Here is a 20,467-nt window from a genome sequence, read left to right as displayed (position 1 = left end):
AACTTTGGCTTGCGCAAAGGTCGGGGTCTCGGCGGCCGGGTTGTTGTGCACTGGTTTGCCAGCATCCACCCGTTTCCGCTCGCCCCGGAGGCTTGCGCAGAATCATGCTAACATGCCGTTTTGGGGGCTGCGAGCCCCCGTGAGCGACATTTGCAACACGAGCCGCCCCCGCGTCTTTCGCCCCCATCCGGCCCGGCGCGACGGGCTGCCGCGCTGTCCATGTCCCCGGCAAATCAACAGCGGTGCCATGGCCGAAAGCGACCTTTATCCTCCCCTCAAACGCTTCATGGAACAGCAGGGCTTCACCGTCAAAGGCGAGGTCAATGGCTGCGACCTCTTGGGTGTGCGCGAAGGCGAGCCGCCCGTTCTGGTGGTCTGCGAGCTCAAGCTCAGCTTCAATCTCGAACTCGTGCTGCAGGGCGTGGATCGCGCCCCCGCCTGCGACGAAGTCTGGCTGGCCGCGCGCCTGTCCAAGGCGGGGAGGGGGCGCGAAGCCGATGCGCGCTATCGCAATCTCTGCCGTCGCTTGGGTTTTGGCCTGCTCGGCGTGTCGGCATCCGGCGCGGTCGAGGTGCTGGTGGCCCCCTTTGCCGCCACCCCGCGCCGCAACCCCAAGCGGCGCTCGCGCCTCCTTGACGAGCATCGCCGCCGCATTGGCGATCCCAACAAGGGCGGCGGCAACCGCCAGCCCATCATGACCGCCTACCGGCAGGATTGCATCGCCTGTGCCCGCGCGCTCCTCGAGGGCCCCCAATCGCCCAAGCAGCTCCGCACAATCGTCGATCGCGCTCCCATCATCCTGCGCCGCAATGTCTATGGCTGGTTCGTGCGTGAAAGCCGGGGCGTCTATGGCCTGACCGAGCTTGGTCGCTCATCTGTTTCACCGGCCGACTAGGGGCGACGCCCGAACCACATTCGTCAAGTTTGCCTGCCGCGCAGCGAGGGAACAAGCCGGGCCGTGCGCCGTTCATCCGCCGTTCACCTCATTAGGCGCTTTGTGCGCTCAGGGCGGAATCGCCCCCTAACTTAAAAGGACATCGCGGCAATGAAATCGAAATTGCTAAGGGCTGCCTTGAGCAGCATCATGCTGGTTGGCATGGCCGGAGCCGCACTTGCCGCGCCCGCTATTGCCACCGCCAACGTCAATGTTCGTTCCGGTCCCGGGACCGATTACTACGCTGTCGATACGCTGCGCCGTGGTGATCGCGTTGATGTCGAAGGCTGTCGCGCCGGCTGGTGCTATATCGAGACCCGCCGCACCGAGGGTTGGGTTTCCTGGCGCTACCTGGCCGAACGCAACCGTCCTTCGCGTCCTGCCACCGTGTTCCAGTTCGATTTTGGTGCGCCCCCACGTTGGGAAGCCCCGCGCCATCGTCCAGGCCGTGACTGGGACGGTCCGCGCCGCCCTGATCGTGACTGGGACGGCCGTGGTCCTGGCCGCGGTGACGGCCGTGGTGACGGGCGCGGCGATGGCCCGGGTCGCGGTGATGGCCGTGGCGACGGTCCGGGGCGTGGCGACGGCCGCGGTGATGGCCCAGGCCGTGGCGATGGTCCGGACCGCGGCAATGCCGGTCCTGATCGTCCGCGCGATGACGGCGCCAAGTGCACTTTGGGCATGCCCAACTGGCCCAATTGCGACCGTAGCTAAGAAGCAAAACAGCCGCGCCCCACTTGGTGGCGCGGCTTTTTCGTGCCTCTTGCACATAGCAGGTGATCCGCTGCTAACCCGCTGATTTACAGCATATTTTCCCTTCATTCTTATCAACCATCGGTGACGGAACAGGCTTCACGCCGCCGCCATTAATGCTGGTGTCGACCTCACGAGGCGCCGCTTGCGCCAAGGGCGCAAAGCGCTCGTAACCAAAGAGGACACTCCGGCAATGAAATCGAAATCGCTACCCGCCGCCTTAGGCGGCTTGATGCTCTTCGGCATGGCCGGAGCTGCACTTGCCGCGCCCGCCGTGGCGACAACAAACGTCAATGTTCGAACCGGACCTGGGACCAACTACGCGCCAGTCGCCGTCCTGCGGCAAGGGGATCGCGTCGAGGTCGATGGCTGCCGCCGCGGCTGGTGCTACGTCGAAACCCGGCGCACCGAAGGCTGGGTTTCCGGCCGTTATCTGGCCGAACTGCGGCGCCCCAGGGTGCCCGCGACGGTGTTCAGCTTCAATTTCGGCCCGCCGGATTGGAATCCTCCTCGGCCGCCGCCTCGTCCACCTGGCCCTCCTCCGGGACCGCCTCCCGGTCCTGGACCCGGACCTGGACCTGGACCTGGACCCGGCCCTGGACCCGGACCCGGACCTGGACCCGGACCCGGACCCGGACCCGGACCCGGACCTGGACCTGAACCTGGACCCGGACCTGGACCTGGACCTGGACCTGGACCCGGACCTGGACCTGGACCCGGACCTGGACCCGGACCTGGACCCGGACCTGGCTCGGACGGTGGCCCACCACCACCCCCGCCGAACTCCGGTTCAGGCTCCGGAGGCAATGGGGGACCGCCCCTGCCACCGCCGCGCATCGACTAAGAACTCTTCCACAAAATCGCACAGGAGCCGCGCCCGTTCAGGACGCGGCTTTCTTGCATAAGCCTCGGAAACTCAGATCTGGGGGCCCGGCCGCATCGGCATGTCGTCGGTCAGCGGCACGGTTTGCCGTTCGATCAGCCGATGCACCAGTGGTGGGTTCTCCCCACGATGCAGGGCGCGCAGTTTCTCGAGATTGTCGGCATCGGCCTTGGTGCGGCGCATATTGTGGCGCACATAATCGATCCAGGTCGGCACATGGTAGGTTTCGGTCCAGATCTCGGGCTTTTCGAGGTCCCGCAACAGCGCCCATTGTCGGGCCCCATCGCGCCGGCGAATGCGGCGGCGCTCATTCATCAGCGCGAGGAACTCTTCCACGTCTTCCTGGGCGATTTGGTAGTCGACCATCACCATCACTGGCCCGCTACGGGGGCGTAATTCCAGTCGGAGCACCGGCTCGTTGAACTTGTTGAGCGGCGTCAGATCGCGCGAGCTGAACTGGGGCAGGGGCAAGACGAACCCGATCAGCGCGCAGCCGAGCAGGGCGAGGGCCGCGCTGGCCAGCGACCAGTCCGGACCCCACAGATCGGCAACGCTCCCCCACAGCCAGCTTCCCGCCGCCATGCCGCCAAAGGTTGCGGTCTGGTAGAGCGACAACGCCCGCCCCACCACCCAGCGCGGTGTCGAAAGCTGGATCGAGACATTGAACAGCGACAGCGCCAGCACCCAGCTCGCTCCCGCCGGCAGCAGCGCCAGGTGGCTGAGCACCGGTTGCCGGCTGAATCCCAAGGCCGCGCAGCTCAGCGCAAATACCACGCAGGCGATCCGCACAATGGTTTCATTGCTGTAGCGCTCGCGGATTGCGCCGTTCAGAAACGCGCCGCCAATCGCCCCCAGCCCGAAAAAGCCGAGCAGGCTGCCATAAACAAAGGCGCCACCCCCCACATATTCATTGGCCACCGAAGGCAGCAGCGCCAGCACCGAAATAGCCGCCAGCCCGAACAGCAACCCACGAAAGAGGACAATGGTCAGGTTGGGAGATAGCGACACATAGCGAATGCCCGCCCACATCGCGCTGCCAAAGCGCTCGCGCGGCAGCTTGGTGTTGAGCGGCGGCGATTTCCAGCGCCCCAGCGCCACGATCAGCGGCAGATACGAAACGGCATTGAGCGCAAACGCCGCGGCTGCCCCGGCAATGGCCACGATCAGCCCGCCAATCGCCGGTCCAACGCTGCGCATCATGTTGAAGCCGACGCTGTTGAGCGTCACCGCGCCTGGCAGGTCCGAGCGCGGCACGATATCGCCCATTGAGGCCTGCCAGGACGGATTGAACAGGGCCGTGCCGCAGCCGATCAGGAAGGTGAATGTCAGCAGCAGCCAGGGATTGAGCAAGCCAAGATAGCCCATCACCGCCAGCGCAACCGACACCAGCGCCATGCCGCATTGGGCAATGATCATCACCGTGCGCCGGTCGAAATTGTCCGCCAAGGCACCCGCCGCCAGCGAAAAGATCATGATGGGCAAGGTGGTCGAGGCCTGCACCAGCGCTACCATATTGTGGGAGTCGGTGAGCGTGGTCATCATCCAGCCGGCGCCAACCGACTGCACCAGCCCGCCAAGATTGGAGGCGAGCGTTGCCAGCCAAAGCAAACGGAAGGTCTCGTGCCGGAAGGGAGCAAGCACGGACGCTCGTTCAGACATACCAGTTCCTTTTCATGCGCCTGGTGATGGAACACCATCGCGGCCAACAGGTTGCGGGCCCAACTTGCCTGCAACATTGCTTCAAATCGGCAGCCTCAGCGCCTCGAGTCGCTGCTCGATCCGCTGCTGCCGCACCCAACCTCATCAAGGGGTCAGGAACAAGTCCAATGCCGCCTTTACCGCACTGCTGGGCACGATATGCCCGCCCGTAAACTCGTCATACCGAACCTCATAGCCGCCCGCTTCGAGGGCGGGCACAATGCGGCGGCTGCAGCGCTCGACCGGCAGCACATTGTCCTGGCGCCCATGGGAGATAAAGATGCGCGGCTTGCCCTCCTCACGGCTGGGGGCGAGAAAACCCGGCGAGAATGCGAGGACTGACCCGAACAACTGCCCATTGCTGAGCCCAAGGCTCAAGGCATAAGAGGCACCGTCGGAAAAACCCGCCACGGCAACACGCTCGGGATCCACCGCGAAAGTGCTGAACACCGTTGCCAGCGCCTCGTCGATCTGCCGGACATCTGGCCCATACTGATGCGCGATCACATCCCAAGTCGGGGCGCGCGATTGCGGCGCCAGGATCAGGAATTTGAGCGCATCGGCATGCTCCTGCAGCACCGGCAAGATATCCGAAGCGGTCCCGCCGGCACCATGCAGCAACACGACGAGCGGAACCGGTGTCTGCGGCAAGTTCCTGGGCACAAACAGCGCAGTCTGCCGCTCGCCTTCACCCAAAGGCCAGATGCGGCCCGCATGGGGCGGATGAGATTGGCGCTGGGAAGAGGGCTGGGCGCTCAGAACCGCCGCGCGCCAGAGTTCCTGAGCTGTGGGCATGGCAAAACTCCTTGCCCCTCCAACTTCGATGCGCCGCCGCGGTTCCCCGGTGTAATCCTCGGCAGGCTCAAACAGCACTCGCGAGCGACAGAGTCCTGCCGGCGCGCCCTATAGCGCCTAAATCGCGAGATATTCCTGGCGCAGCTCGGCATTGTCGAGCACTTCGGCCGCCGTACCACTAAACACCGTTTCCCCCGTATCAAGGATCACCGCCCGGTCCGCCAGGTTCAGCGCCGCAATCGCATTCTGCTCCACAATAATCGTCGTGATCCCCAGCGGCTTGATTGAATGCAGAATCCGTTCGATCTCCTGCACGATCACCGGAGCCAAGCCTTCATAAGGCTCATCGAGCAGCAGCAGTTTTAGGTCACGCGCCAGCGCCCGGGCGATCGCCAGCATCTGCTGCTCGCCGCCCGATAGCGTCACGCCCTCCTGCTTGCGTCGCTCCGCCAGGCGCGGAAAGCTCTGGTAGATTTGCTCGAGGCCCCAGCCATTGCCGGGCGCCACCTTGGCCAATGTAATGTTTTCCTCGACAGTCAGCCCGGCAATGATGCGCCGGTCTTCGGGTACGAGCTGAATACCGGCGCGCGCGGCCTGGAACGACTTCATCTGGTGGATGGGCTGACCATCCAGCCAGATTTCGCCTTGCCGCAATTGGGGATTGTCGGTCCGGGCAATCGTGCGCAGGGTCGAAGTCTTGCCCGCCCCATTGCGCCCCAGCAGCGCCAGGATTTCGCCCTTGCGCACATCCAGCGACACGCCCTGGACGATATAGCTTTCGCCGTAATAGGCGTGCAGGTCGCGCACGGAAAAGAATGGGCGGGTGGTTTCCACCACCGCGGCCTGGGCAACGCGCGTCTTTTGTCCCTCGAGCGTGATCGTGCTCATGCGTGCGCTCCCCCCAGATAGGCTTCCTGCACTTTAGGATTGCCGCGCACCTGGTCGGGCGTGCCATCGGCGATGATGCGACCTTGCGCCAGCACCGAAATCTTGTCGGCCAACGAAAACACCACATGCATGTCGTGCTCGATAATCACCTTGGTCATGCCCCGCGCCTTGATCTTTTGCAGCAGCTCGATCGTGGTATTGGTGTCGTGCCGGCTCATGCCGGCAGTGGGTTCATCGAGCAGCAACAGGCGGGGATGCTGGATCAGGCACATCGCCAGTTCCATGCGCCGCTTGTCGCCACGGCTCAGGCTTCCCGCCGCCATCTCTCGCCGGCTATGCATGCCGACATCCTCCAGCATGTGCTCGGCTTCATCGCGGATGGCCGTTTCGCTGTTGAGCGAGCGCATGAGGTTGAGCTTGAACGCGCCATCGCGCTTGGCCAGCGCCGGGATCATCACATTATGCAGCACGCTCAGATCTGCGAAGATCTCGGGGGTCTGGAACACCCGGGCGATGCCGAGCTGGTTGATCTGATAAGGCTTGCGCCCCGTCAGCACCGCGCCATCGAACACCACTTGGCCGCTCGAAGGTGCGAGCTTGCCGATGATCACATTGAGCAGGGTCGATTTGCCCGCGCCATTGGGCCCGATAATGGCGTGGGTCTGGCCTTCCTCGACCTGCAAATCGATATCGGCCAGGGCATGCAGGCCCCCGAAGCGCTTGTGCACATCGGCAACGTGAAGAACGACATTGGGTGTGGTCATCGCTGGCGTCCTCATTCAGCCGGTTGCGCTTGCCGGAGGGGCTTGCCAGGCACGGTGGGCGAGGGACGCGAGCGGTTGAATAACCCAGCGATCCGGCGCACCCCTTCCATGATCCCGCCGGGCAGGAACACGACGATCAGCACGAAAACGAGCCCTAGGGTCAGGAACCAGCCTTCCCCGACGAACTTGCTGGTGACCGTCACGAATCCCTCTGCAACCCCGTCAGGCAGGAAACCAAAGAAGCGGCGCAGCACCGAATCATTGATCGCCGAAAAGATGTTCTCGAAATATTTGATCAGCCAGGCCCCGATCACTGGACCGACAAGCGTGCCCGCGCCACCCAGGATGGTCATCAGCACCACTTCGCCCGAGGCCGTCCACTGCATGCGCTCGGCGCCGGCCAGCGGATCGGTCACGGCCAGCAAAGCCCCTGCGAGCCCGGCATACATGCCCGAGATCACGAAAGCCGCCAGCGTATAGGGCTTGGTGTTGAAGCCGGTATAGTTCATCCGCGTCTGGTTGGACTTGATCCCCTTGAGCATCATGCCAAAGGGCGAGCCGGTGATGCGCTGGGCTATAAAGAACGCCAGGATCAAAAAGCCTGCACAGAAATAAAAGCCGGCAAAGCCCCCGAGCGATTGTCCCAGCAGCGTCGGCACGGGTTGCCCGACACTGCCTTGCCCGATCGCGGCATCGAGATGACGCGGATCATTGAGCGTCAGCTGCAGCCCCGTCTCCCCATTGGTGATGGGCGTCAGCACAGAATAAGCGAGGTTGTAGCTCATCTGTGCAAAGGCGAGCGTCAGGATGGAGAAATAGATCCCCGACCGCCGCAGGCTCACATAGCCGATCAGGAGCGCAAACACGCCCGAGACCACGATGGCAAAGATCAGCGCCGGGATGGCATCGAGGCTCAGCAGCTTGAACGACCACACTGCGGCATAGGAGCCGACGCCGAAAAACGCGGCATGCCCGAAGCTGAGATAGCCCGTCAGCCCGAAGAGGATGTTGAACCCCACCGCGAAGATGGCAAAGATCATGAAGCGCTGCAGCAGGTCGGGATAGGCGGCGCCAAAGGGCTGCAGCCAGATCGGCATCAGCAGCACCGCGGCGGAAAAGCCCAGAAACAGCAGCAGGTCGTTGCGGGACACGGCGCGCATCTCAGCCCTCCATCACGCCACGGCGGCCAAACAGCCCGCGCGGCAATACCAACAGGATCACGACGGCAACCAGGTAGATGATGATCTGATCGATGCCGGGAATAAGGGCCTTCACCTGCGTCATCGAGGCAAAGGATTGGAGGATCCCGAGGAGGAACCCCGCAGCCACCGCGCCAGGCAGGGAACCCATGCCGCCCACCACGACCACCACGAAGCTGAGAACGAGGAAGTCCATGCCGATATGGTAGTTGGGCGGCAGCAGCGGCGTGTACATCACCCCCGCCAGCCCCGCGACCACCGCGGCGAGGCCGAACATGATGGTAAAGCGCCGATCGATATCGATCCCCAGCAGCCCCACGGTTTCGCGGTCCGCCATCCCGGCACGCACCACCATCCCAAAAGTGGTGAACTGCAGGGAAGCAAACACGCCGCCGATGATCGCCGCCGAAAACAGGAAATAGATCAGCCGCCAGATCGGATAGGTGATCACATTGGCCTGCATGCCCAGCCACGCCCCGATATCGGCAGCACCGCGCAGATCGGTGGGCATCGGCTGGGGAATGGGGTTGGGGCCGAAAAACGCCTTGATCAATTCCTGCGCCACGATGGCGAGCCCAAAAGTCACGAGGATCTGCTCGGCATGCGGGCGCTTGTAGAAATGCTTGATGATCCCGCGCTCGAGCGCCACCCCGATCACCAGCATGATGGGGATGGTGACGATGATCGACACCGGCACTGAATAGTTCACCAGCACCGCGCCCCAATCGCCGAACCAGGCCTGCACCAGCGGCTCTCGCACTTCGAGCGGCGTGCCCCAGGGCGAAAGCTTGGTGGGGTCGACCGTTACTGTTTCCAGCGTCAGGGACTGCCGGAACAGCACGGCACAAAAGGCCCCCAGCATGAACAGCGCGCCATGGGCAAAATTGACCACCCCCAGCGTTCCGAACACCAGCGTCAGCCCCAGCGCGATCAGCGCATAAGCGGCGCCCTTGTCGAGCCCATTGAGGAACTGCAGGAAAATCACGTCGATCATGGTCTGGTTCTCGAACTCGGCGGCATCCGCAGTCGTCCTCATGGTGAGCCTGTCGAACCACGAGGACGTGGCTCGCGGCCTAGTGGCGCGCCTCACCCGTCAACAGGCTTTGGATGAGCTCTTCTGAACAAAAAACCCGCGCCACGGGGGGAGTGGCGCGGGGAAACTTGGCTAAGCGCAGATCGGCGCCGGCTCGGCCGGCCCAAGATCGCCGCCGAACATGGCGGGATCGTAAGCCACATCCGCGCGCGGGATTTCCTGGACGATGTTGAGCACGTCGAACTGGCTGGTCGGGCTTTGATTGCCCTGCACCACGAGCACGTTCTTGATGCACTGGTGATCTTCAGCGCGGTAGAGCGTCGGGCCATTGCCCATGCCGTCAAACTCGAAGCCTTCCAGCGCCGCAATCACTGCTGGCGGATAGAATGTCCCGGCACGCTCCACCGCATCGGCATAAAGCAGCGCCTGCACATAGGCGGTGTGCGCGGCCTGCGATGGCGGGGAGCCATAGGCGGCGCCAAACGACTTGGTGAAGGCCTGCGTCCCGGGGTCCTGCAGGTTCCAGTGCCAGTTCGAGGTGCCGAAAATGCCCTTGACGCTCTCGCCGGCGCCCTTGGCCATCAGCTCGGAAATCAGCGGGGTGACGATCTGGAAGTCCTTGCCATTGGCCTGCCGGTCACGCATGCCGAACTGCACCGCCTGGGTCAGCGAATTGACCATGTCCGTGCCATAGTGGTTGAGGATCAGCACATCGGCGCCCGAATTGAGGATCGGCGTCAGATACTGGCTGAAATCGGCAGCCCCCAGCGGGGTGCGCACGGCCTGCACCGTTTGCCAGCCCAGCGCCTCGGTGGCGTTCTTGATCGATTCTTCCTGCGTCCAGCCCCAGGTATAATCGGCCGTCAGGTGATAAGCGCGCCGGTCGGCGCCATATTCCTGGCCAAGCACCGGGGCGAGACCCACGCCCGACTGGTAGGCATTGAAGAAATGGCGGAAGCCGTAGCGGCGCTTGTCCTTGCCGGTGGTGTCGTTGGAATGGGTGAGGCCCGCCATGAAGATGACGCCCATTTCCTGGCACAGGCCCTGCACGGCAATGGCTTCGGCCGAGGACGAGCCGCCCGTGACCATGATGGCGCCATCGCGCTCGATCATGCGGGTGGCGCCGGCGCGGGCCACATCAGCCTTGGTTTGGCTGTCCGAGGTCACGAACGCGACCTTCTTGCCCAAAATGCCATTGCCCTTGAGCGCGGTGGGCTTGAGCATGGCGACGAGCCCACCGTCGCCCTCGCCATTGAGGTGCTTGACGGCCAGTTCATAGGCCTTCTGCTCGTCCGCGCCTTCTTCGGCATAAGCGCCGGTCAGCGGCAGGTTGAGCCCGAAGGTGACGGTGTCGCCCGTGGGATTGTTGCAGAATTCCTGCGCCCAGGCGCCGCGGGTGAAAATGGCGGGGGCGACGCCTGTGGCGATAATGCCGGCCAGGCCGGTCTGCAAAACCCTGCGGCGGGACAGGCCACGCTTGAGAAGTGTCATTGGTGTTCCTCCTTTTGGCGCGGGGCAACTGATGCATAGCCAGCCGCTCACCGCCGGGGAATATTTCCACCTCAGTAAAACGACAGCAATAGTGCATTGTTATTGCAGCTCTATTCTGTAAATTGTTGATCAGGCCGGGCCGATAACCAGTCAATCAATTTACAAGGGGAGGGGAGGGCATGCGGGCGCCGATCGGGTTTCGCATCAGCAACCGGCGGAAATCGCTCAAGATTTCTCAGGCAGCCCTGGCCCGCAGCCTTGGTATTTCGCCGAGCTATTTGAACCTCATCGAAAACAACAAGCGCGACATCGGTGGGGCGCTGCTGAACCGCGTCGCAGCCCAGTTGCAGATCGAAATCGATGAGCTCGCCGGGCGCACCGAGCAAAAGCTGCTCCAGGAGCTCGAGGAAGCCCATGCCGACCCCTTGCTTGAGTCGCTGCCCTTCCGGTCCGATGAACGGCGTGAACTCGTTGCGCAATATCCCGCCAGCGCCACCGCTCTGGCGCGGCTGCATCGGGCCTACGCCACCGCCCAGTCCAATGCCGATGCCTATGCCGATCGGCTGCGCTCGGATCCCCTGTTGGGCGAATTGCTCCACCAGATCCTCTCGGGCATCACCGCCGTGCGCTCCAGCGCCGAAATTCTTGAAGATGTTGGGGATCTGGATGAGGCCGAGCGGCGCCAGTTCCTTGCCGCCATTGGCCGGGAAGCGCGCACGCTGTCGGAAGTGGCGCGCAACCTCATTGGCCAGTTCGAAACCGCGAGCGAAAGCCGGCGCAGTGGCTCACCCGCGCGCGAGATCGATGACCTCATCATCGAGCAGCACAACCATTTCCCCCTGCTCGAAGAGGCGGCCGAGCACGTGCGGGCCGAGCTTGAGCGCGCCGGCCCCTTTGGCCCCGCCACCTTGACGACTCTGCTCGCCACCCGCTTCGGCATTGAAGTTACGGCTGGCGGCCCGCCGCCCGAGCCAGGTTTTCCCGGTCAATACAGCTTTGATGCGGCAACGCGCCGGATGTGGTTCGCTGGCGCCTCCACCCTTGCCACGCGCCAGTTCCAGCTGGCCCGCCTGTATGGGGAGCTGGCCGCTCCCGATGCCATCGCGCTCACCCTGCAAAATGCGCTGCTATCCACGCCCACAGCCCGGCGCCTCGCCGCCCGCGCCGCGGGCTCCTATCTCGCCGGGGCCATCGTTTTCCCCTATGGGCAGATGCTGCAGCGCGCCGAAAGCTGCGCCTATGACCTCGATCACCTCCGCCAGAGCTTCAACGCCAGCTATGAGCAAGTCGCCCATCGCCTCGTAACCCTGCGCCGGGCGGGGCAGGAGGGGATCCCCTTTGGCTTTTTGCGGTCCGATCCGGCCGGGCGCCTCACCAAACATTTCCCCTTGCCGGGCCTGTTGCTGCCCAATAGCGGCCATGCCTGCCCGCTTTGGGCCATCTATGGCGCCTTCCGGACCCCTGAGGCGCTGCTCCGCCAGGTCGTTCGCTTCTCCGATGGCTCCCGCTACCTGTTCCTTGCCCGCACCGTGCAGCGCCGCGCCGGTTCCTTTCGCGAACAACCCGCTATCTCCTCGGTGATGCTGGCCTGCGACGTGCTCCATGCCGACCGCACGATCTATGGCGCCGGCCTCGATCTCTCCAATCCAGCCGCCGATATTCCCGTCGGCCCCGCCTGTCGCCTGTGCACCCGGCGCGACTGCGCCAGCCGGCAGGAAGAACCTCTTGCCCCCGGCGGCAGCACGGCTCCGGATCGCGCGCCCTTGCTGCCGCACCAGTTTGGCCTTGGCGATCCGGCGTGATTGCGCTTTAGTGCATGAACTTGCGGAGGGGAGACCGCAGGTAAGGGGGGACTTTGACAATCGATATTGTCATTGCCGAGGATGAACCGAGCATTCTGGAATCGCTCGATTTCATTCTGCGGCGCGCCGGCTGGACCATCAGCGCCGTCACCGACGGCGATGCGGCGCTCGAGGCCGTGCGCCGCCTGCGCCCGCGCATTCTGGTGCTCGACGTCATGCTGCCCAAGCGCTCGGGCTTTGAGGTGCTCAAGCATATCCGCGCCAATGCCGATACCGAGCACCTGCCGGTGCTGATCCTGACCGCCAAGGGCCAGCAGCAGGACCGTCGCATTGCCGCCGAACTGGGCGCCAGTGATTTCGTCACCAAGCCCTATGCCAATGCCGAGGTGGTGGGCGCGGTCAGGCAATTGCTGGGCGAGCCCGGTGGACCGCTCTAGGCTCATCCCGGCCATGCTGGTGCTCACCATACTGGGCGCCATGCTGATGCTGCCCCCGCTGGTCTATGTATTCAACCAGGACATCGCCCATTTCGGCATCCCCCAGATCGTCTTTTACCTGTTCGCCCTTTGGCTGGCCCTGATTATCGGCACCGCCTTGCTCGCCCGCGCGCTCCCGCCCGAGCCGGCTGATCCCGATGCCGGCGAGGGTGAACGCTGATGCTGTCGGCCGATTTCGTGATTGCGACAGCCATCGGCTATGTTGGACTGCTCTTTGTGCTGGCCTATCTGGGCGATCGCCGCGCCCGCGCTAACCAGCGCTCGTTCCTCCATTCCCCCGCCGTTTATACCCTCTCCATCTCCGTCTACTGCACCAGCTGGACCTTCTACGGCGCCGTCGGTAATGCCGCCCGCAGCGGCCTCGAATTCCTCACCATTTATCTCGGCCCCACGCTCGTTTTCGTGGGCTGGTGGTTCTTGCTCCGCCGCCTTGTGCGCATCAGCCACCACCAGCGCATCACCTCGGTGGCCGATCTGCTGTCCTCGCGCTTCGGCAAATCCAACCGGCTTGCCGTGCTCGTCACCTGCATCGCGGTGGTCGGCATCGCCCCCTATATCGCGCTCCAGCTCAAGGCGGTCACCTCGTCCATCCAGGCTGTCGCCGGGTCCTCGGAGTTCGGGCAGGGGAGCCTCGCCGGCATTGATGATGTCGGCCTCGCGCTCGGCATCGCGGCGGGCATGGCGCTCTTCACCATCCTATTTGGCACCCGCCATGTGGACGCCAAGGAGCAGCACCACGGCGTTGTCGCCGCCATCGCCTTTGAAGCCGTGGTCAAGCTCGCCGCGCTCCTGACCGTCGGCATTTTCGTGGTTTTTGTCGGTGGTGGCTTTGAGGCCATCTTCAGCCGGGCGGCCGAGTTGGGCGTCGCCGTTGATGCCGCCAACACCTTCGATAGCCGCTGGCTGACGACGCTCGCCCTTTCGGTCGCCGCCATTGTTTGCCTGCCCCGGCAGTTCCAGGTCACCGTGGTCGAGAACTCCGACGAGAACCATCTACGCGTCGCGAGCTGGGCCTTCCCCGCCTATATGCTGTTGATGAGCCTCTTCATCCTGCCCATTGCGGTGTTCGGGCTCACTACCATGCCCGCAGGCTCCAACCCCGACATGTTCGCCCTGACCCTGCCCATGGCCTTTGGCCAGGATGGTCTCGCGCTCCTCGCTTTCATCGGCGGCTTTTCCTCCGCCACCTCCATGATCATCCTTGAGTCCATTGCCCTCTCGATCATGGTCTCCAACCACATCCTCATGCCCCTGATCCTGCGCTTCAGTGCCGGCAGCAGCGGGGACGGGCAGGGGGTCACGACGCTCCTGCTCAATGCCCGGCGCGTCTCGATCGTGCTGATCCTGTCGCTGGGCTTTTTCTACTTCTTCTTCACCCGCGACTCCGACGCCCTGGCGCCGATCGGCCTCATTTCCTTTACCGGCATTGCCCAGTTCTTCCCCGCCGTGCTCGCCGCCCTGTTTTGGCGCGAAGCCTCGCTCAAGGCCGCGACCTCTGCCATCGCGCTGGGCTTTGTCTTCTGGGTCTGGTGCAGCTTCCTGCCGTCCTTCCAGTCCGTTTCCCCGGCGGTCGCCATGCTCCTCGCCCACGGGCCCTGGGGCATATCGTGGCTGCGGCCCGAAGCCATGTTCGGGCTGGATGGCTGGGACCCGCTGGCCCATGCCGCCTTCTGGAGCCTCACCGTCAACGTCCTCACCCTGACCATCGTCTCGCTCCTGACCCGCCAGTCAGCCCTCGAGCGCATTCAGGCGAGCGTCTTCCTCGATGTATTCAAGCGGGGCCAGCACGCCCGCGGCAATTTCGTGCTCGGCTCGGCCACGGCCAACGATCTCTACTTCGTCGCCGAACGCGTCCTGGGCGAGCGCCGCGCCGCCGCCCTGTTTGAAACCGCCGCCCGTGAAGCCGGCGTTGGGGCAGACCAGCTTGATCCCACCCCCGAATTCATCGGCCGGCTCGAACGGGAACTGGCCGGCTCCATCGGGGCCGCGTCCGCCCATGTGATGCTCTCCAAGGTCGTCTCGGGCAGCGACATCTCGCTCGAGGAAATGATGCAGATGGCCGACGAAACCCAGCAGGTCATTGAATATTCCCAGCAGCTCGAGCTCACCTCAGCCGAGCTGCGCTCCACCGCCCGCCAGCTCGAAGACGCCAATGGCCGTTTGCGCGAACTCGATATCCGCAAGGACGATTTCCTCAGCCAGGTCAGCCACGAAGTGCGCACCCCCATGACCTCCATCCGCTCCTTTTCCGAAATCCTGCTCGAAGAGCCCGACATCAGCGAGCGCCAGCGCCAGCATTTCGTCGGGACCATCCACCAGGAATCGCTGCGCCTGACCAAGCTGCTCGACGAAATTCTCGATCTCAGCGCCCTTGAGCGCGGCGAACGCGCCTGGGAAAACACGCCCACCGATCCCCAGGCGGCGCTCGATCGAGCGCTGGTGGTGTGCGAAGCCGCCCTGCGCCAGCATGGCGTCCGGCTCGAATTGGGCGAGCGCGCTCCCGCCGCGCTGGTCGAAGGCGACGCCGATCGCCTCTGCCAGGTCTTCATCAACCTCATCATCAACGCCATCCGCTACAACAACGCGCCCGCGCCCGTTGTGCGGGTGCAAACCGCTGTTCGTTCAGGCAGTTACGCCGTCGAGGTGGTGGACAACGGCCCCGGCATTCCCACCGATGAGCGCACGCTCATCTTCGAGAAATTCAGCCGCGGCAAGCGGGGCCTCACCGAAAAAGGCGGCGCCGGCCTTGGCCTTGCCATTTCCCGGCAAATCGTCGAGCGCATGCACGGCACGCTCGAACTCGTCGATGGCCCCTTGCCGGGCGCTTGCTTCCGCGTGCAGCTGCAACTAGCTTGCTGATCCGGTGCTGAGGGGCAGACCGCCCTATACTGCGCCCTTCTGACCTATTCTGCCTATTTTGAACAATATCGCTTATCCATCGTTTATGCCGAACGCTGACACATATTGGAGCTGATGAATGGCCGAAAAGAAGGCGAACTCCGGACTATCCAAGCCTGTGGAGGTCGGTCCCGACCTGGTGCCGATTGTCGGCAAAGGCCCGATGTCCCGCCCCGACGTCACCAAGAAGGTCTGGGAATACATCAAGAAGAACGACCTTCAGGACCCCCAGAACAAGCGCAACATCAAGGCCGATGACAAGCTCAAGACCGTGTTCGGCGGCAAGGATACCGTCACCATGTTCGAGATGACAGCCCTGGTGTCCAAGCACCTCGGCTAGTTCTTCCGGCGGGCCGACCGTTTTCGGCGGGGCCCAGCCATTCCGATCAGGCCAGAACCTCGTCGCACAGCACCACCTGGGTGCCGAAGGCGCCGAGGCTCTGCGCCACCCCGCCGTCGGGCAGCCGGTCCGTGAACAGGCAGGTAATCTTGCTGAACGGCACCACCTTGACCGCCGCCTCGCGCGTCCACTTGCTGGCATCTGCCGCCAGAAAACTCAGGCGCGAATTTTCCACCAGCGTTGAGGTGATCTGGGCCTCGCTATAGCTGAAGTCCAGCACCCCATTGCTGGGATGCAGGGCGCCCGCGCCAATAACCGCGTAGGACGCATAGAACTTCTCGAAAAACCGCAGCACATCGGCGCCCACCACGTCGCGGTCATTGTGCCGCAGCAGCCCGCCGGTGAGATGCACTTCGATCTGGGATGCATTACACAGCGTCAGCGCCACGTCGATATTGTTGGTGACCACGGTGACCCCCGCATGCTCGCGCATCGCCTCGGCCACATATTGCACCGTACTGCCAATGCCCATGAACACGGTTGAGCCCGGCTCGATCGCCGCCGCGATACGCTTGCCGATGCGTTGCTTGGCGCCGCTGTTCTGCGCCACCCGGGCATGCACCGAGATGTTATGGGCTTCCACCGGCACATCGGCGCCGCCATGGAAGCGCCGGGCAAAGCCCAGATCGCAAAGTGTGTTGATGTCGCGGCGGATTGTTTGCGTCGTCACGCGGTAGCGGGCAGCCAGGGTCTCGATATACTGAGCCCCCTCGGTTTCAATGCGAGCAAGAATGTCGCGTTGTCGGCCCGACAGCATGTTCAACCCCATCACGCACTAGCCTAGAAACACCTTCGGGTCGTCGGTGATCACGCCGGTTAGCCCCGCGGGCCAGAAGGACGCCAGGACCGCGGGCTCGTTGACCGTCCAGGCCCGCACCTTGACGCCGCGCTCGCGCGCTTGTTCCAGAAAGCCGATGCTGAGCGCCTTGTAGTCGAGGTGCACGCTGCTTGCCGGAATGGCCGCGAGTTGCTCGGCCCAATCGGCGGGCAGCTTGCTCCACAGCATTGCTAGCTCCATCTCCGGGAACAGCCGATGCATTGCTGCCAATGCCGCGGGGTCAAAGCTCGAAATCATGATCGGGGGCAGGGCAGGGCACCCCTCGATGGCGCTTTGCACAGCTCCGGTCAGTTGCTCGAGCGAACGGTGGTGCTTGTGCTGCTTGATCTCGATATTGGCGCCAACGCCAAGCTCGCCGAGCACCGCCAGCACTTCTTCCAGTGTCGGGATGCGCTCGCCTTTGAACGCGTCCCCGAACCGGGCGCCGGCGTCGAGTTCGGCCAGCGCACTGCGGGTCAAGGCGCCCAGCGAACCCGTGCCCGTCGTGGTCCGGTCCACGCTGTCGTCGTGGATCACCACCAGGGTGCCGTCCTGGAGCAGGGCCACGTCCAGCTCCACCCACTTGGCGCCCTGGTCGGCGGCAGCCCGAAAGGCGGCAATGGTGTTCTCGGGGGCCGCTAGTGAGGCGCCGCGATGGGCCTGCACTTCGTCCCGCTGCGGGCCGTTAGGGGTGCTGTTGGTCATGCGCGTTCCTTCTGCGGTCGTCCTGGTCCGCTGCCTCGCCTGGATCTCAGGCGAGGGCGTCTGTGCGCCGACCCGTGCTGCTGTTGAACGGGTGGATCAGCGAGGCGGGGGCATAAAGCTTGATCGCCGCCCCTTCGACCAGCTGCGGCCGCCCGGGCACCCGCAAAATCAACGTCTGGTCCGCCAGGCGCACATGCAGGTGGCTTTCGCCACCCACTGGCTCGAGCAGTTCAACCACGGCATCGAGCACGATGGTTTCGCCCGCGGGCTTTTCGATCACCAGCTGGTCCGCGCGTAGGCCGACAATGTCGGTGTTTGCCGGCAGATTGCCCAGGTGGAAGCCTTCGGCGCCGGCCAGGGCCGCGATGGGGATCAGGTTCATCGGCGGCGAGCCAATAAAGCTCGCGACAAACAGCGTTGCCGGGCGGTCATAAACCTCAGTCGGCGTGCCGATCTGCTCGACCAGCCCGCCATTCATCACCACCAGCCGGTCGGCCAGGGTCATGGCTTCGAGCTGGTCGTGGGTCACATAAAGGCTGGTGGTCTTGAGCCGGCGCTGCAGGCGGCGGATTTCCACCCGCATCTGCACGCGCAGCTTGGCGTCGAGGTTCGACAGCGGCTCGTCGAACAGGAACGCGGATGGCTCGCGCACAATGGCGCGGCCCATGGCGACGCGCTGGCGCTGCCCGCCCGACAATGCCCGTGGCTTGCGGTCGAGCATTGGCCCGATCTCGAGGATATCAGCGGCTTCATTGACGCGCCGGTCGATCTCGGCGCGCGGGGTGCCGCGGTTCTTGAGCCCGTATTCCAGGTTTCCGCGCACCGTCATATGCGGATAAAGCGCGTAGTTCTGGAACACCATGGCGATGTCGCGCTCGGCAGGCTCGGCCTTGACCACATCGCGGCCATTGATCTCGATCCGCCCGGAGGTCACGGTTTCCAGCCCGGCCACCATGCGGAGCAGGGTGGACTTGCCGCAACCGGAAGGCCCGACGAGCACGATCATCTCGCCATCGGCGACACTGAGATTGATGCCTTTGACCGCCATGACATCGCCGCCATAGCTCTTTTGCAGGTCGACTAGGTTGATGGTTGCCATATCTATTTTTCCGTTTCGACCAGGCCTTTGACGAACAGGCGCTGCATGAGAAGGATAACGAGCACTGGAGGGAGCATGGCGAGCATCACCGCTGCCATGACGAGGTTCCAGTACGGATCGGTGTCGGCACTGGCCGCGAGCCGTTTGATGCCCATGACGATGGTGTAATAGCCCGTGTCGGTGGTCACCAGCAGCGGCCACAAATACTGCACCCAGCCATAGATGAAGAGGATCACAAATAGCGCGGCGATATTGGTCCGGCTGAGGGGCAGCAGGATGTCGCGGAAGAACTTCATCGGACCCGCGCCATCCACCCGCGCCGCTTCCATCAGTTCATCGGGAATAGTCAGGAAGAACTGGCGGAACAGGAACGTCGCGGTCGCCGAAGCGATCAGCGGAATGGTGAGACCGGCATAGCTGTTGAGCATCCCCAGATCCGCCACCACCTTGAAGGTTGGCATGATGCGCACTTCCACCGGCAGCATCAGGGTGATGAAGATCATCCAGAAGGCGAGCAGGCGGAACGGGAACTTGAAGTAGACGATCGCATAAGCCGAGATGATCGAGATGGCGATCTTGCCGATGGCGATGGTCAGCGCCATGATCGTGGAATTGATCAGCATCATCCAGACCGGCGGCGCCCCGGCCGAAGACAGGCCGTTGGTGAGCATCCGCGCATAATTGTCGATCATATGCGGCCCGGGCAGCATGGGCGCCAGCCCACGCGAGAACGCGTCCGCGCCATGGGTGGAGGCGATGAAAGCCAGGTAGACCGGGAACGCCACCACGGCAACGCCGACGATCAGCAGCAGATGCGTGAGGATATTGAGGAAAGGCCTGTTTTCGACCATGACCGGCCTCCTAGTATTGCACGCGCCGTTCGACCCAGCGGAACTGGACGACGGTCAAAGCGATAACGATCAGCATCAGCAGCACGGACTGGGCCGCCGACGAGCCGATATTGAGGCCAACAAAGCCGTCGGCATAAACCTTGTACACCAGCGTGTTGGTGGCGCCCGCAGGGCCGCCGGCCGTGGTGCCGTCGATGATGCCGAAAGTGTCGAACATCGCGTAGTTGATGTTGACGATCATCAAGAAGAAAGTCGTCGGCGATAGCAGCGGGAACACGATGGTCCAGAACCGCTTGAACGGGCCCGCGCCATCGATAGCGGCGGCCTCGATCAGTGATTTGGGCACCGATTGCAGACCGGCCACGAAAAACAGGAAATTATAAGAAATCTGCTTCCAGCTCGCCGCGATGATCACGAGGATCATGGCGTCGTTGCCGTTGACGCGGTGGTTCCAGCGATAGCCGAACGCATCCAGCAGATAGGGCACGATGCCGATCGTGGGGTTGAACATGAACCACCACAGGATACCCGCAACGATCGGCGCCACCGCATAGGGCCAGACCAGGAGCGTGGTGTAGAACTTGCCTGAGCGCAACAGCCGGTTAACGGCCACAGCCAGCAGCAGCGCCACGCCCATCGAGAGGATGGTGACGCCGACGGCGAACACCGCCGTGTTGGATGCCGCGCGCAGATAGCCGGGGTCGGCGAACAAGCGGGTATAGTTCTGGAACCAGATGAAGGTGGTCCGGAAGCCGAACGGATCTTCGCGTTCAAAGCTCGACCGGACTGCCTGGGCCGCGGGCCACAGGAAGAAGATGATGGTGATGATCAGCTGCGGCGCCAGCAGCGCGTAAGGCAGCAGTTTGTTGGGGAAAATCGTGCGTTTGGACTGCATTGGGGCTCGCTGGCTGGGCCTCGGATGAAGACCCGCACCATTGGCGCGGGTCTTCCTGGCGTTAG

20 protein-coding genes are annotated in these 20,467 nt (G+C 63.7%); 8 read left to right on the top strand and 12 right to left on the bottom strand.

What is annotated here, in order from left to right:
- The first annotated feature begins 247 nt into the window (after positions 1-247).
- The 3 genes from AC3YMN_RS11820 (at position 248) to AC3YMN_RS11810 (ending at position 2,531) form a co-directional block, all read left to right on the top strand.
- Positions 248-895, top strand: a complete 648-nt coding sequence (locus tag AC3YMN_RS11820; protein WP_489890127.1) for a DUF2161 domain-containing phosphodiesterase — start codon at positions 248-250, stop codon at positions 893-895.
- Positions 896-1,045: 150 nt separating this feature from the next.
- Positions 1,046-1,648, top strand: a complete 603-nt coding sequence (locus tag AC3YMN_RS11815; protein WP_489890126.1) for an SH3 domain-containing protein — start codon at positions 1,046-1,048, stop codon at positions 1,646-1,648.
- 232 nt (positions 1,649-1,880) lie between these two features.
- Positions 1,881-2,531, top strand: a complete 651-nt coding sequence (locus tag AC3YMN_RS11810) for an SH3 domain-containing protein (RefSeq protein WP_489890125.1) — start codon at positions 1,881-1,883, stop codon at positions 2,529-2,531.
- A 72-nt stretch (positions 2,532-2,603) separates the two neighbouring features.
- Here the strand turns inward: AC3YMN_RS11810 and AC3YMN_RS11805 are convergent, their stop codons facing one another.
- The 7 genes from AC3YMN_RS11805 to AC3YMN_RS11775 form a co-directional block, all read right to left on the bottom strand.
- On the bottom strand, positions 2,604-4,229 hold the full coding sequence (locus AC3YMN_RS11805; RefSeq protein WP_489890124.1) for an MFS transporter: 1,626 nt from the start codon (positions 4,227-4,229) through the stop codon (positions 2,604-2,606).
- Positions 4,230-4,373: 144 nt separating this feature from the next.
- The gene (locus tag AC3YMN_RS11800; RefSeq protein ID WP_489890123.1) at positions 4,374-5,063 is read right to left on the bottom strand and encodes an alpha/beta hydrolase; all 690 of its coding nucleotides are present in this window, start codon (positions 5,061-5,063) and stop codon (positions 4,374-4,376) included.
- A gap of 117 nt (positions 5,064-5,180) precedes the next feature.
- Positions 5,181-5,951, bottom strand: coding sequence for an ABC transporter ATP-binding protein (locus AC3YMN_RS11795; protein ID WP_489890122.1), 771 nt, complete (start codon positions 5,949-5,951; stop codon positions 5,181-5,183).
- On the bottom strand, positions 5,948-6,715 hold the full coding sequence (locus AC3YMN_RS11790; RefSeq protein WP_489890121.1) for an ABC transporter ATP-binding protein: 768 nt from the start codon (positions 6,713-6,715) through the stop codon (positions 5,948-5,950). Before AC3YMN_RS11790 ends, AC3YMN_RS11795 begins: the two co-directional genes overlap by 4 nt.
- A gap of 11 nt (positions 6,716-6,726) precedes the next feature.
- Positions 6,727-7,875 (bottom strand): branched-chain amino acid ABC transporter permease, encoded by a 1,149-nt coding sequence (locus AC3YMN_RS11785; protein WP_489890120.1) that lies wholly within the window; start codon positions 7,873-7,875, stop codon positions 6,727-6,729.
- Position 7,876: 1 nt separating this feature from the next.
- Positions 7,877-8,905, bottom strand: a complete 1,029-nt coding sequence (locus AC3YMN_RS11780; RefSeq protein ID WP_489890200.1) for a branched-chain amino acid ABC transporter permease — start codon at positions 8,903-8,905, stop codon at positions 7,877-7,879.
- A gap of 174 nt (positions 8,906-9,079) precedes the next feature.
- Positions 9,080-10,438 carry a substrate-binding protein gene (locus tag AC3YMN_RS11775; protein ID WP_172123042.1) on the bottom strand — a complete coding sequence of 453 codons (1,359 nt, stop codon included), beginning with the start codon at positions 10,436-10,438 and terminating at the stop codon, positions 9,080-9,082.
- 179 nt (positions 10,439-10,617) lie between these two features.
- On the opposite strand from AC3YMN_RS11775, the gene AC3YMN_RS11770 reads away from it, so the two are divergent.
- From AC3YMN_RS11770 to AC3YMN_RS11750, 5 genes are all read left to right on the top strand, one after another.
- The gene (locus AC3YMN_RS11770; RefSeq protein WP_489890119.1) at positions 10,618-12,240 is read left to right on the top strand and encodes a helix-turn-helix domain-containing protein; all 1,623 of its coding nucleotides are present in this window, start codon (positions 10,618-10,620) and stop codon (positions 12,238-12,240) included.
- Positions 12,241-12,293: 53 nt separating this feature from the next.
- Positions 12,294-12,677, top strand: coding sequence for a response regulator transcription factor (locus AC3YMN_RS11765; protein ID WP_127752760.1), 384 nt, complete (start codon positions 12,294-12,296; stop codon positions 12,675-12,677).
- Positions 12,664-12,897, top strand: coding sequence for a hypothetical protein (locus AC3YMN_RS11760; RefSeq protein ID WP_489890118.1), 234 nt, complete (start codon positions 12,664-12,666; stop codon positions 12,895-12,897). Before AC3YMN_RS11765 ends, AC3YMN_RS11760 begins: the two co-directional genes overlap by 14 nt.
- Positions 12,897-15,596, top strand: a complete 2,700-nt coding sequence (locus AC3YMN_RS11755) for an ATP-binding protein (protein ID WP_489890117.1) — start codon at positions 12,897-12,899, stop codon at positions 15,594-15,596. The genes AC3YMN_RS11760 and AC3YMN_RS11755 overlap by 1 nt, the downstream gene beginning before the upstream one ends.
- Before the next feature lie 118 nt (positions 15,597-15,714).
- Positions 15,715-15,975 carry an SWIB/MDM2 domain-containing protein gene (locus tag AC3YMN_RS11750; RefSeq protein ID WP_127752763.1) on the top strand — a complete coding sequence of 87 codons (261 nt, stop codon included), beginning with the start codon at positions 15,715-15,717 and terminating at the stop codon, positions 15,973-15,975.
- A 46-nt stretch (positions 15,976-16,021) separates the two neighbouring features.
- Here the strand turns inward: AC3YMN_RS11750 and AC3YMN_RS11745 are convergent, their stop codons facing one another.
- From AC3YMN_RS11745 to ugpA, 5 genes are read right to left on the bottom strand one after another with little or no spacing between them, the layout of a single operon-like run.
- Positions 16,022-16,804 (bottom strand): DeoR/GlpR family DNA-binding transcription regulator, encoded by a 783-nt coding sequence (locus AC3YMN_RS11745; protein WP_127755195.1) that lies wholly within the window; start codon positions 16,802-16,804, stop codon positions 16,022-16,024.
- Between the two features lie 6 nt (positions 16,805-16,810).
- Complete coding sequence (locus AC3YMN_RS11740; protein ID WP_489890116.1) at positions 16,811-17,557, bottom strand: glycerophosphoryl diester phosphodiesterase; 747 nt, start codon at positions 17,555-17,557, stop codon at positions 16,811-16,813.
- A gap of 46 nt (positions 17,558-17,603) precedes the next feature.
- A complete protein-coding gene (locus AC3YMN_RS11735; RefSeq protein WP_489890115.1) occupies positions 17,604-18,656 on the bottom strand; it encodes a sn-glycerol-3-phosphate import ATP-binding protein UgpC in 1,053 nt (350 codons plus the stop codon).
- Between the two features lie 2 nt (positions 18,657-18,658).
- Positions 18,659-19,507 carry a sn-glycerol-3-phosphate ABC transporter permease UgpE gene (gene ugpE / locus AC3YMN_RS11730; RefSeq protein ID WP_127752766.1) on the bottom strand — a complete coding sequence of 283 codons (849 nt, stop codon included), beginning with the start codon at positions 19,505-19,507 and terminating at the stop codon, positions 18,659-18,661.
- Between the two features lie 10 nt (positions 19,508-19,517).
- Positions 19,518-20,402, bottom strand: coding sequence for a sn-glycerol-3-phosphate ABC transporter permease UgpA (ugpA, locus tag AC3YMN_RS11725; protein WP_127752767.1), 885 nt, complete (start codon positions 20,400-20,402; stop codon positions 19,518-19,520).
- Positions 20,403-20,467: the final 65 nt, after the last annotated feature.

It is taken from the genome of Devosia sp. Z11_6, from assembly GCF_058133665.1.
Note: the sequence above shows the minus strand (reverse complement) of the source record. Positions and strands in the feature narration are given on the sequence as shown.